Annotated in this window: 8 protein-coding genes; 6 read left to right on the top strand and 2 right to left on the bottom strand. The window is 60.1% G+C overall.

All coding sequences use genetic code 11. From position 1 onward, the window contains the following. Positions 1–146: 146 nt before the first annotated feature. A complete protein-coding gene (gene rapA / locus ACTHNE_RS18585; protein ID WP_440270000.1) occupies positions 147–2,987 on the bottom strand; it encodes an RNA polymerase-associated protein RapA in 2,841 nt (946 codons plus the stop codon). Positions 2,988–3,363: 376 nt separating this feature from the next. On the opposite strand from rapA, the gene ACTHNE_RS18580 reads away from it, so the two are divergent. From ACTHNE_RS18580 to ACTHNE_RS18555, 6 genes are all read left to right on the top strand, one after another. Beyond that, positions 3,364–3,948 carry a GspH/FimT family pseudopilin gene (locus tag ACTHNE_RS18580; protein ID WP_324937530.1) on the top strand — a complete coding sequence of 195 codons (585 nt, stop codon included), beginning with the start codon at positions 3,364–3,366 and terminating at the stop codon, positions 3,946–3,948. Next, the gene (pilV, locus tag ACTHNE_RS18575) at positions 3,945–4,445 is read left to right on the top strand and encodes a type IV pilus modification protein PilV (RefSeq protein WP_324937532.1); all 501 of its coding nucleotides are present in this window, start codon (positions 3,945–3,947) and stop codon (positions 4,443–4,445) included. The genes ACTHNE_RS18580 and pilV overlap by 4 nt, the downstream gene beginning before the upstream one ends. Continuing rightward, positions 4,442–5,521: a prepilin-type N-terminal cleavage/methylation domain-containing protein gene (locus ACTHNE_RS18570; RefSeq protein ID WP_324937534.1), complete on the top strand. Its 1,080-nt coding sequence runs from the start codon at positions 4,442–4,444 to the stop codon at positions 5,519–5,521. The genes pilV and ACTHNE_RS18570 overlap by 4 nt, the downstream gene beginning before the upstream one ends. Positions 5,522–5,603: 82 nt before the next feature. Beyond that, positions 5,604–6,128 (top strand): pilus assembly PilX family protein, encoded by a 525-nt coding sequence (locus ACTHNE_RS18565; RefSeq protein ID WP_440269999.1) that lies wholly within the window; start codon positions 5,604–5,606, stop codon positions 6,126–6,128. Between the two features lie 67 nt (positions 6,129–6,195). Then, positions 6,196–10,278 carry a pilus assembly protein gene (locus ACTHNE_RS18560; RefSeq protein ID WP_440269998.1) on the top strand — a complete coding sequence of 1,361 codons (4,083 nt, stop codon included), beginning with the start codon at positions 6,196–6,198 and terminating at the stop codon, positions 10,276–10,278. Continuing rightward, positions 10,275–10,784 carry a type IV pilin protein gene (locus tag ACTHNE_RS18555; protein ID WP_440269997.1) on the top strand — a complete coding sequence of 170 codons (510 nt, stop codon included), beginning with the start codon at positions 10,275–10,277 and terminating at the stop codon, positions 10,782–10,784. The genes ACTHNE_RS18560 and ACTHNE_RS18555 overlap by 4 nt, the downstream gene beginning before the upstream one ends. A 13-nt stretch (positions 10,785–10,797) precedes the next feature. Here ACTHNE_RS18555 and ACTHNE_RS18550 read toward each other — a convergent pair. Continuing rightward, the coding region (locus ACTHNE_RS18550; protein WP_440269996.1) for a Fe2+-dependent dioxygenase at positions 10,798–11,365 on the bottom strand (568 nt) is incomplete at its 5' end.

The raw sequence follows: 11,365 nt of genomic DNA, 5'->3' as shown, positions 1-11,365 counted from the left end.
TTTCGTCGGTTGGGTCCGCGCAGCCTAACCCAACAATTCACGGCGGCCTTGTTGGGTTACGCTGCGCTAACCCAACCTACGTGCTGGTTTTCCGCAAGATTCGCCCCTCACACCAGCCCTCTCCCCGGAGGGGAGAGGGAGGAGGCTTAGCGCAAGGCCAGGAAATCCGGGCTCACCACGAAACGCACCGCATCCAGCCGCAAACGCGCCTGCGGCAATGCTTCAAGCAACGCCGCACGTTCCGCCTCCACGCCGGCAATCTCCGCCTCGCTGATCGACGGATTCACCGCACGCAACGCGTGTAGGCGCGCCAGTTCCGCATCCAGCATGTCGCGGGCTTCGTTCACCGCATCGGCGATGCCGCCTTGCGCGCGCAGGCTGGCCGCCGCCTCGGCCTTTTCCAGCATCGGCGGCACCAGTTTGGCGAGGAATTTGCGGTAACGCGGCACTTCGATGGTGCGTTCGCCGGCACGGCGCACGGCGATGTCGCTCGGCTGGAAATTCGCGCGCTCGGTGAGCTTGGTGTCGATCGTCGCCACGATCGGCTGCGTGGGCAGGAAGCGCTCGGCATCCAGGCTGCGCTCGGCCACGCATTCCAGCACGTACACGGCTTGCAACAGCGCGCTGCGCGGCGGAAGCGCGTCGTCCACCATGAAGGCGGCGTTGCCGCGTTCGTGCGACAGCACCAGGTCGACGGCGCTCGCGATCATCGGGTGATCCAATCGCAGCAGCGGCAGCTCCTCGCGTGCGAGCGCCACCTCGCGCGAGAAGGTGATCGACATCGGACCTTCGGCAAAGCCGGGCAGGGCGTCGGTGGAAAGATATTGCGGATCAAGCAGCAGCACGTTGCTGCCGAGTTCTTCCACGTGAATGCCGAAGGATTCCAGCAGGCGTTGCAGGAACGCATCGCGGGAAGGGTCGTTGTCTTCGCGACGGAATGCTTGCGCCAGTTCATCCGCATGCAGGTCACGGCTGGCGGCAAGCTCTAGCAAATGATCGCGGCCGGCGCGGATCAGCTCGGCCATTTGCTCATGCGCGGCGCGCGTTTCGGCCAGCAGCACGTCCAGTTCCTGATCGCGCTGGTCGTCGCCCCGCGCGTGTTCTTCCGCCAGACGCGCCAGGGTGTCTCCGAAACGGCGCAGCAGTTCGCGCCCATCCGCCGGGCTGGTGCGGAATGCGTCGATGCCTTCGTCGTACCAGCGCGCCAGGACATGCTGCGCGCTATCGGCGGCGGCGATGATGTGTATGCTGATGTCGTGCTTCTGGCCGATGCGATCCAGGCGGCCGATGCGCTGTTCGAGCAGGTCCGGATCGAGCGGCAGATCCCACAGCACCAGGCGATGCGCAAACTGGAAATTGCGGCCTTCCGAGCCGATCTCCGAACAGATCAGCAGGCGTGCCCCGTCCGCTTGCGCAAAATACGCCGCGTTGCGATCGCGCTGCACGATGCCCAACCCTTCGTGGAAGCGCGCGATGCCGGCGCCGGTGCGCGTGCGCAATGCTTCTTCCAGCGCCATCACTTTCGCCTGGCTGCGGCAGATCAGCAGGAACTTGTCTTGCGGATGGCGATCGAGCAGTGCGACCAGTGCATCGATACGCGGATCGCTGGCGTAATCCAGTTCCAGCACGGGCACGGGTTGCTGGATGTCCGCGTGGAACTCGGCCAGCAGCGCCTGGCGGGTGCGTTCGTCCACGCGTTCCGCATCGATCAACTCCCACGCCGGCACGCGCTTGGGAAAGCCGCCGATGTTGGCGCGGCGATTGCGAAACATGGAGCGGCCCGTGCCGTGGCGATCGATCAGTGCCGCCAACAGTTCGCGGCTGTGCTCGGGCTTGGTGGGATCGGCCAGGCAGGCCTGCAGCGTGGCGTCGCCGTCGAAAGCCTTCTGCAGTTGTTCCAGGTCGGCAGCTGCGAGCGGCGCGCGCTCCAGCAGCTTGTCGGCGATGCGTGAAAGCGATTGGAAATGCTCGGCTTCGGCGAGGTAAGCATCCAGGCTGTGGTAGCGCTGCGGATCGAGCAGGCGCAGGCGGGCGAAGTGGCCGCTGCGTCCCAGCTGTTCCGGCGTGGCGGTGAGCAGGATCACGCCCGGCGTGGCCGCGGCGAGCTGTTCCACCAGGGTGTAGCGCGGGCTGGCGCTTTGAGGCGCCCACGCCAGGTGATGGGCTTCGTCCACCACCAGCAGATCCCAGCCGGCTTCCAGCAATTGTGCGGCGCGCTTGGGGTTTTGCTCGAGGAAGCCGAAATCGGCGATCACCAGTTGCTCGTCCTCGAACGGATTGGCGTCGCTGCCCGATTGCTCCAGCGCTTCGCAGCGCTCTTCGTCGTAGATGGCAAAGCTGAGGTTGAAGCGGCGCAAGAGCTCCACGAACCATTGATAGACCAGCGTATCCGGCAGCAGCACCAGCACCCGCGTGGCCCGGCCGGCCGCGATCTGGCGCGCGAGGATCATGCCCGCCTCGATCGTCTTGCCCAGGCCTACCTCGTCGGCCAGCAGCACGCGCGGCGGATGGCGCGAGGCGGCAATGCCGGCCACGCGCAACTGATGCGGCACCAGGCCGATGCGTGCGGAGCTCAGGCCCCAGCTCGGCGAACGCCGCGCCGCGGCCCGGCGCTCAAGGCTTTCCAGGCGCAGATCGAAATGCTGGACCGGGTCGGTGCGCCCGCCGATCAGCCGGTCGTCTGCCTGGCTGACGCTCTGCTCGTCATCGAGCTGTCCCTCGTGCAGCTCGCGCCCTTCGCCGCGGTAGACCAGCAGCCCTTCGCGCTCCTCCACTCGCTCCACCAGAAACGCAATGCCCTTGCCAGCCACCCGCTGCCCGGCCCGGAACTCCGCCCGCACCAGCGGCGCCGAATCGGCCGCATAAGGCCGCAACACCCCCGACTTGGCAAACAACACCTGCACCCCGCGCCCCTCGACGCGCAGCACGGTGCCAAGGCCGAGTTCGGGTTCGGCGGTGGAGATCCAGCGTTGACCGGGTGTGAACATCATTAAATGAAGTGCCTGACCAGAAAGGGCAACGATTATCCGCCTGTGATCGTGCTGAGGGAACCATTGGGACAGGGGGGGAGACCCAATGCGTAGGTTGAGGTGCAAACCCCGACATTGCCATACACGCATACATCGAAAGCCGGGCTTCCATTCACAGCCACAAACGCCGGACAAGATCGCAGGGAGGGGCCAACCGCATACCGTGCATGCCACACATTCCATCCGTGACCACCCTCACGTCCTTCGCCTCCCTTTAATCCGCTTGTCGGAAAAACCTTGCCACTTGTCGGAAAGGGCCTATTCCGGTGCCGCTCATGACTGGTCGTGACAAAACAGGCGCGTAGACTAAAAACCAGGTACCAGGGGGAATCTCATGCACGTCTTGCTGCGACGCACGCTGGGAAGCTGTGCCAAGGGGTTCACTGTCGTCGAGTTGATGGTCACGCTGGGCGTGATTGCCATCCTCACGGTGGTGGCCATACCCAGCTTCAACAGCATGATCAACTCCAATCGGCTGACCACCGCGGCGAATGAGATTGTTGCCGGGCTCAACATTGCGCGTATGGAGGCGATCAAGCGCAACGCATACACGCAGTTCTGTAGCGACAGCGCCAGCATCAATACCACCGATACGCTGGGCACCAAATGCGGTACCCAGGGCGGCATGGTGTTTATGCAATTGACGCCCGCTACCACTTCGACAGTATTTGCTGCCCCACCGGATCTGCAGATGCCGATACAACTATCCGGCCACATCAACGCGATCCGTTTTCACGGTGATGGGCTCGGTTATGCGCCAGGTTCGACGAGTCCATACAGTGACACCACCACCGGCACGAGCCAAACCTGGATGGCGGACATCTGCACTGCATCGCTGAAGTCCAACAACCATATCAGGATCCAACTGGCGGCCGGCTCGATCATCACCAGTACCACGGCTACAGCGACTTGCCCATGAAACGTAATTCATTAAAAGGTCGATTCGCGCGAGTCGGCAGCCGGCATCAAGCGGGCGTCGGACTGATCGAGGTACTGGTAGCGGTATTGGTGCTTTCGATCGGGTTTCTCGGTGTTGCTGCGCTACAGGCGCGCTCGTTGTCCACCAACAACAGTGCGATGGTGCGTAGCATGGCAACCATCGCTAGCTATTCGATACTAGATGCGATGCGCGCTGATATCAGCGGCGCACGAAACAATGCATACAACAAAACCATCAAGGGCAACGCCTGCGGAACAGCGGGCAGTACCCTCGCCTCCCAACAGCTCTACCAATGGTGCGCCGCGGAACTCCAGCCCATTGGTCAGGGGGCTGCTACTACTGTGGGAACGATCCAATGTTCCGCGGCTGCAGGCACGACAACTGCGCTATGCACCGTCACCATTCAGTTCGATGACAGCCGCGCCGGTGACGCTGGCACCAGCAGCCAGAAACTGGTAACGCAGGCCATGCTATGAACAAGCGTCCCTTGATCCGCAACAGGCTCTCGCATGGCGCAACACACGTTGCAGCAGGCGCGCACGGTTTCACGCTGATCGAAATGATGGTGGCGATGCTGCTTGGCCTGATCGTTATCGGTGGGGTCATCAGCGTATTTCTGGCTGGTCAGCAGACGTACCGCACCAACGAGGCGCTCGGCGACGTGGAGAACGGTTCGCGCACTGCGTTCGAATTGCTCTCGCGCGACCTGCGCGATGCGGGTCTCTCTGGTTGCGACAACACCAACGGTCGCATCGCCAACGTAGTCAACAACGGCGCCAGCAATTGGTACAGCGACTGGAGCAATGCGCTGCACGGGTATGACGACGCCAGTCAGGATCCGGCATTAAGCAGCCTTACCGGAACTGGGGCGCCGGTGCCTGGCACCAGTTCGGTGCACATTCTCAGCACGGCGACGGCGGATGTCGTGGTGAAGAGAAGTGCAAGCGGCGGCACGGGGTCGCCTGCCAGTCTGGGGATCAATACGCCAAGTTCCCTGTTGGCTACCGGTGACCTCATCATTGTGTGCGATTACGACCACGCCACGATTCTGCAGATCACCAAGTATTCCGGTGACAACATCGTTGTGCACAACGCCGGCAACGGTGACGCAAGCCCCGGCAACTGTACGAAAGGGTTAGGCTATCCCGCTCCCACCCCTTGCAACAGCAGCACCAATGACTCCAATGGCGCTGTCTATGATTTCGCCAATAACGGACGCATTGCCATACTCACCGCGGTGGACTGGTACATAGGCAGCAATTCGGTAGGCACTACCTCCCTGTACCGCCTGAACGTGGGCTACGGCGCAGCCCCGCCGACTGCCACGCCGCAGGAAATGGTGCGCAACGTCACTGGTATGAAGATCCTGTATCTGCAGCCACCGGGCACACAGTTCGATAAAGCGGCCAATATGACCAATTGGGCCACGGTGAACGCCGCGCAAGTCACGCTGAGCCTGCAAAGCGCCAGTCAGCGCGTCAGCTCCAACAACTCGGCGCGGCTTACGAGGTCATTCACCTCCACCACCACGGTGCGCAACCGAGTGCAATGACATGAAAGCGCCAATCACCACTTCTTCGTCGGTTATCCGGACCCGTTCGCCTGGCCCACGCGCTCAGGGCGGCGTGGCGCTTGTGGTGGCATTGATCCTGCTGCTGCTGATCACGCTGGTGGGGCTGGCCGCTATGCGTGGAACCCTCATGCAGCAGAAGATGGCATCCAATCAATACGATCGCCAAATAGCCTTTCAAAGTGCCGAGGCTGCAGTCCGCGCTGCAACCGCATTGATTCCCACCACCCCAACGCTCATCTGGCACAACTGCCAGGCTGGCGGCGTTACGTGCCTGCCCAATCCCTTCAATGATTCCACGCTGCCTTCCAGCGCCATCCACAGTGTGAGCAAAGGTACGGGAACCGGTTATTACACCGCCAGCCCAGCCGCCGCCAGCCAGCCTCAGTTTGTGGTGGAAAACATGGGCAACTGGGTCAACCAGAAAACCAGCACCGGTTTTGGCAATACCGCCAACTCACGCAATTACGGCGTGCAAGGCGGCACGGGCACGCAAGTGTATTACCGCATTACCGCACGCAGCGGCGATCCCACCCTGGTGGGCGACCATGCCGTAGTAACGATACAAGTGGTGATCAAGCAAGGCTGATCGAGCCGCAATCGATCATGCATGTCGCTGGTTTGCGGCGAGCTATTCAATTTCAGGGTTAATCGTGATGAATACGAAGCTACAAGCAGTTTGCCGTCTGAAGGCCGCAGCGGGCAGGTTGCTGGGTACAGTGCTGGCTGTATGGATGCTTGGCGCCGTCTACACGCCAGCGATGGCAGCCACCACAGTGACCGTCGATCAGCAACCGGTTACATTGCAGCCGGCCATTCCGCCCAATGTGACTTTGATGCTGGACGATTCGGGTTCGATGGCCTGGGACGTCATGCCCGACTATGCTTTTCTCGGTGCAACCCCGGGGCAGCCTACACAGAGCGAACTGACCAGCTCCAGCGTAAACGGCGTTTACTATAACCCGAAGATCACGTATTCCCCGCCGCTGAAGGCTGATGGCACCCTATATCCTGTGGCGAGCTTTACCGCTGCATGGGTGGATGGTTTCCATCAGGGTAGAGGCACCGTGAATTTGTCGACGTATAACGGTTCCAAAGATACCAGTCGGCTGTTCACAAGTTCGAGCGACATCACCTATACAAACTCGTTTACTGGAAATTCGCCGCCCTATGCGCCGGTTTGCCCATCAGGATATTCACTTCAGACCAATGGGCAGTGTCAGGAGAATCCTTACCTGGCCATTTGCCCTCAGGGTTATACGCTGCAAACCAGTGGCAGCAAAGCTGGCAAATGTACCAAGAGTGGGAGCAAATCCACGGCTCCTTACTGCTCGCCGAGTACGGACACCTATGACCAGACAAGCTACATGTGCACGCCGAATCCGGCCGTGTATACGTCGCCGACTTGTCAGGGCTCGGATGCCTACAATTCAAGTACGAACATGTGTACGCCTACGACGACGAGCACGTATTCGTTCTTTACCTATACGGTGCAAAATGCGGATGGCAGTTACACGAGCCACTACGTAGGTCTGAACGGGACCTGCGAGTTGACTGCGTCGGCCGGTATGACATCAAGCAATTGCGACGAAAGTGCCGCCACCCAGCAGAACGTCGCCAATTGGTACTCCTATTACCACACCCGCATACTGATGGCCAAAAGTGGCTTGATGGCGGCTTTTTTCTCGGTAGGCGCGTCGTTCCGGGTGGGCTTCGGTTCGATCAACGGCAACAACACCGGTGGCCTGCCATCGTTGCAATATGCATTCGACGACTCCGGTGCGGGTGGCGGTAAAAGCAATAATGCTCTGGCCAAAGTTCAGCCGTTCGGTGATGGTTCCAGCGGGACTCAAAAAGCGGCGTTCTGGACCTGGATATCTGGTGAGAGCGCGAGCAACGGGACACCTTTGCGCACGGCATTGGATCGGGTTGGCCAGTATTACCAGACATCGCAACCTTGGACGACGATGTCATCCGACCCCGACTATGGGACGACCAATCAACCCAGCAACATTGCCTGTCGACAGGCCTACACCATTTTGACCACGGATGGTTTCTGGAACGACGATTACTCTTCGTCAGCTGAAAATGGCGCCAGTAGCGCCGCCTGGCCAGCGATAACTGGCCCCAATGGTATGGCATGGCCGACGAACCTCACCGGTAGCTCACCTGCGGCACCTTACTCCGGCGGCGCCACGAGTGATAGCAGCCCGTCTCTCGCCGACGTGGCGATGTATTACTGGGAAAACGATTTGCAAACCAGCTCATCCTTTCCCAACGAAGTGCCGACCAACTCGGAAGATCCGGCGTTCTGGCAGCACATGACCACCTTCACCATGGGCTTGGGCTTTACCCCGACGGGTATTACGGGCAAGGCATCCAATGGTGATTCGCCACCTACTATCAGCGACATCTTCAAGGCGGCCGATGGCGGCCTTACGCTCACCAACTTCGGTTGGCCTGCGCCTGCGTCGAACTCGATCAACAACATCGCCGACCTGGCACATGCGGGCGTGAACGGGCACGGCGGTTTCTATTCCGCAACCAGCCCGGCGACCTTCATCAGCGGCTTGACCGACGCTCTGCAACGCGCTTCTGAGCGCGCAGGTACCGGCGCCAGTCTGGCGGCCAACTCCACCCAGCTCACCAACGGCACGGTGGCGTACCAGGCCAATTACTACACGGTGAAATGGATCGGTGACCTTAAGGCGCTGGCGATCGATTCCAGCACGGGAGCCATCTCTACCAACCCCACCTGGAGTGCGGCCGCCCAGCTGGACGACAGTAAAGGCGTCGTCACTTATCCAAATCGCACGATCATGACCTATGTGCCGCCGGCCTCGAGCGGAAGCGGTACGTTTGTGGCATTCCAGAATTCTACTTCCGGTGCACCACCTGCGTTATCCAGCACGCAACTCGCCGCGCTGGGCAGCACGGCGTCAGCACAGGCGACGATGGTGAATTATCTGCGCGGCGATAACACGTTTGAGCAGAAGAATAACGGCAACTATCGCGACCGGGATACCGCGTTGGGCGATATCGTGGACTCGCAGCCGGTGTATTCCGGCGTGCCCGACCTGAACGAGTTCGAGAATCAGGTGTTTACCGGCATCAGCAATACCGCGACATCCGGTGACAATTCGTTCCAGGCCTGGGCGCAGAGCACGACCGATAGCAGCGGTAACGCCGTGACCAATGCGGTTTCCGCACGCAAGCCCTTAGTGTTCGTGGCGGCCAACGATGGCATGCTGCACGCGTTTGACGCCAGTACCGGCGCGGAGGTCTATGCCTATCTGCCGGGTGCGGTCATTGCGGCAGGCAGTACTGCAAATCCAGCGGCCAATTTGGCGAGCTTGGCAGACCCGAGCTACGGTACGACTACGTTGCCGCATCAGTATTTCAACGACGGCGAATTGACCATCGCGGACGCCTATCTGCCGGGGATCACGAAAGACAATGGCTATGCTTGGCATACCATTCTGGTGGGCACCACTGGCCGAGGCCCCGCCGAAGCCGTTTACGCACTGGACATTACTGATCCAAAAAACATTACTCCCTTGTGGGAACGTTCCGCAGGGGATGGACTGACCAATAGCAATTACATCGGCCAGATGGTGGGCAAGCCCGTGATCGCCAAGGTGCAGAACGGCACCAATTCCGACTGGCAGGTGCTGATCGGCAATGGCTACAACAGCGCCAGCGGTTCGGCGGCATTGCTGGAATTTGATTTGGCCACTGGTACACTCAGCGTGCATACGACAACCAACCGTATCACCGGGGCGAACGGTCTTGCCGCTCCGGTAACCTGGATGGATGTTGCGAGCAACGGCATCAGTACCGAAGCCTACGCAGGCGACCTGCAGGGACAGGTGTGGCGGTTTCCGCTGGGTAGCGCCCAGGGTAATAACTACAACACTGACCCGACCACCTTGGGTGGCGTGAGTACGACGGGCACCGTCGTTTTCTCCACCCAGCTGAAGGTGGATTTCAGCGGCAATTCGAACCCGCAGCCGATCACTGCCGGCATGTTGGCGGGTGAGGATCCGGCCACTGCCAACGTATGGCTGTTCTTCGGTACGGGCCAGTACCTCAGTACCGGCGATCTCAATAACCAGCAAGTGGAGACCTGGTATGGCGTGATTGCTCAGCCTGGTGGCTCCTCTCCAACAAGCAGTGCGACAGTGAGCGATTTGGTGCAGCGCTCGATCATCTACCAGCAGAATGGTGACACGACCGTCACCCCTCCAACTTTGGGTGTGCGCGTCGTAACGCCGATGCCGACTCCGAGCGATATGAGCGGTAAGCTCGGCTGGTACATGAATCTGGAATCGCCCACAGGAACGAACGGGGCGTTGGTCGACCAAGGTGAGCGTATGGTCACGCCCAATCAATTCCAGGGCAATCTGCTGCTTGCTACCACGCGCATCCCCGTGGTTACCGATATCTGCAATCCTTCCGGTAGTGGTTGGGTGATGGCAGTCGATCCATTCACCGGCACCAACCCATCGGCGCCCTTCTTCCTGGGCAGCGGTGGCGGTACCGCCACGTTTACGTACAACGGTCAGACGGTGACGATGCCGGCGGCAGGCGTGGGCTTCAGTGCGCTGCCCAACAATCCGATCTTCGTGGGCGGCGACATGCTTATGAGCTTCGACAACGGCACTACATCCAGCCTGATGACATCGGGTTCGACCGCCAATACAACACGTGTGTCCTGGCAGGAAGTTGTCAACCAATGAGGCGCGGCATCATGAATCTATGCAATGGCCATGGGGAACTCAGTAATTTCGCCGCTTGCCCATGGCCTTCGCCAAAGCGGATGCACGGCAATAGACAGGCGGGTTTTAGCCTGATCGAGCTGATGATTGTAGTGGCGATTATCGCTGTGCTGGCTGCGTTGGCTTATCCCGCGTATCAGCAGTACATCATCAAGACGAACCGCAAAGCTGCGGAATCGTGCCTGGCGGAGCAGGCCAATTACATGGAACGGTATTACACAACCAATCTCACATACACGCCGGGCACGGGTACGACCTTTCCAACCCTTGATTGCGCTTCTGCTAATCAAACGGGCGCGAATTACACATATACCTTTCCGGCCTCTTCGAGTTCAACGGCTTACACCATTACGGCGGCTCCTTTGTCAGTCTTGCAACAGAAGGACACGACATGCGGAACGCTCCAAGTCGATCAGGCGGGAACCCGTACCATTTCGGGGACCGGTACCTTGGCACAATGCTGGTAACAACCAGCAAGCATCAAATCTGCGAGCACATTCGCAATAGATTGTGATAGACGCCGGCAAGTTTTACTCGTGAAGCCTCATTGGTGTTGCTTGCGGTAATTCCCTGAATGGCACCATCCAAATCAAACAACATGGTGCGCTGACCATCGTCGCGCACCATGCTTTGCACCCAAAAGAAACACGCCAGCCTCGCTCCGCGCGTAACCGGATTCACGCGATGTAGGCTGCTTGCCGGATAGAGAATCATGTCACCGGCAGCCAGCTTTACGGTATGAGTACCGTAAGTATCCTCGATCAACAACTCCCCCCCATCGTAGCTTTCAGGCTGCGCAAGAAACAGCGTCGCGGAAAGATCGGTTCGAATCTTGTCGCCGGTTCCGGGCAGCAGGCGGATGGAGCCGTCGACGTGGCTGCCGAAGTGCATGCCCTCGTGATAGCGGTTGAACATGGGCGGGTAGATGCGGTTGGGTAAGGCAGCGCTGATGAAGAGTGGGTTGCGTTCCAGCGCGCTGAGCACGATGTTGCCGAGCTCGATGGCAAGCGGCGAGCCCTCGGCGAGTTGCTGGTTGTGTTTGACGTGG

The sequence above is a fragment of the Dyella sp. genome (assembly GCF_051954575.1).
Lineage (GTDB): Bacteria > Pseudomonadota > Gammaproteobacteria > Xanthomonadales > Rhodanobacteraceae > Dyella_B.
Note: the sequence above shows the minus strand (reverse complement) of the source record. Positions and strands in the feature narration are given on the sequence as shown.

What these genes read in the sequence shown, in the direction of transcription:
- rapA (WP_440270000.1), bottom strand. Translation starts at nt 2,987, where the DNA reads ATGTTCACACCCGGTCAACGCTGGATCTCCACCGCCGAACCCGAACTC.
- ACTHNE_RS18580 (WP_324937530.1), top strand. Translation starts at nt 3,364, where the DNA reads ATGCACGTCTTGCTGCGACGCACGCTGGGAAGCTGTGCCAAGGGGTTC.
- pilV (WP_324937532.1), top strand. Translation starts at nt 3,945, where the DNA reads ATGAAACGTAATTCATTAAAAGGTCGATTCGCGCGAGTCGGCAGCCGG.
- ACTHNE_RS18570 (WP_324937534.1), top strand. Translation starts at nt 4,442, where the DNA reads ATGAACAAGCGTCCCTTGATCCGCAACAGGCTCTCGCATGGCGCAACA.
- ACTHNE_RS18560 (WP_440269998.1), top strand. Translation starts at nt 6,196, where the DNA reads ATGAATACGAAGCTACAAGCAGTTTGCCGTCTGAAGGCCGCAGCGGGC.
- ACTHNE_RS18555 (WP_440269997.1), top strand. Translation starts at nt 10,275, where the DNA reads ATGAGGCGCGGCATCATGAATCTATGCAATGGCCATGGGGAACTCAGT.